At 55.6% G+C, this 275-nt stretch carries 1 pseudogene; it reads left to right on the forward strand.

The features are described from left to right. Positions 1-275: pseudogene (locus tag AC1RPN_RS08970) on the forward strand (hypothetical protein); the annotation flags it as partial.

Genomic DNA, 275 nt, shown 5'->3' on the forward strand with positions numbered 1-275 from the left:
TGTTGACGCTGAAGATCAAGACGACGAGGAAGAGGAAGACGACGAAACCCCGGCTCCTAAGTCGAAGGCAAAGGCAGCACCGGCAAAGGCCGCGAAGGGCAAGAAGCAGCCGGTCGTCGAAGATGAAGACGAAGAAGAGGATGAAGACGACGAGTCCGAAGATGAGGAAGACGAAGAAGACGAGCCTGTGAGCAAGAAGAAGGCTCCGGCCAAGGGCAAGAAGAAGGTCGTCGAGGAAGACGAAGAAGAGGACGAGGAAGAAGACGAAGACGACG

It is taken from the genome of Dellaglioa sp. CoH-57-MRSF-20 (genome assembly GCF_056781955.1).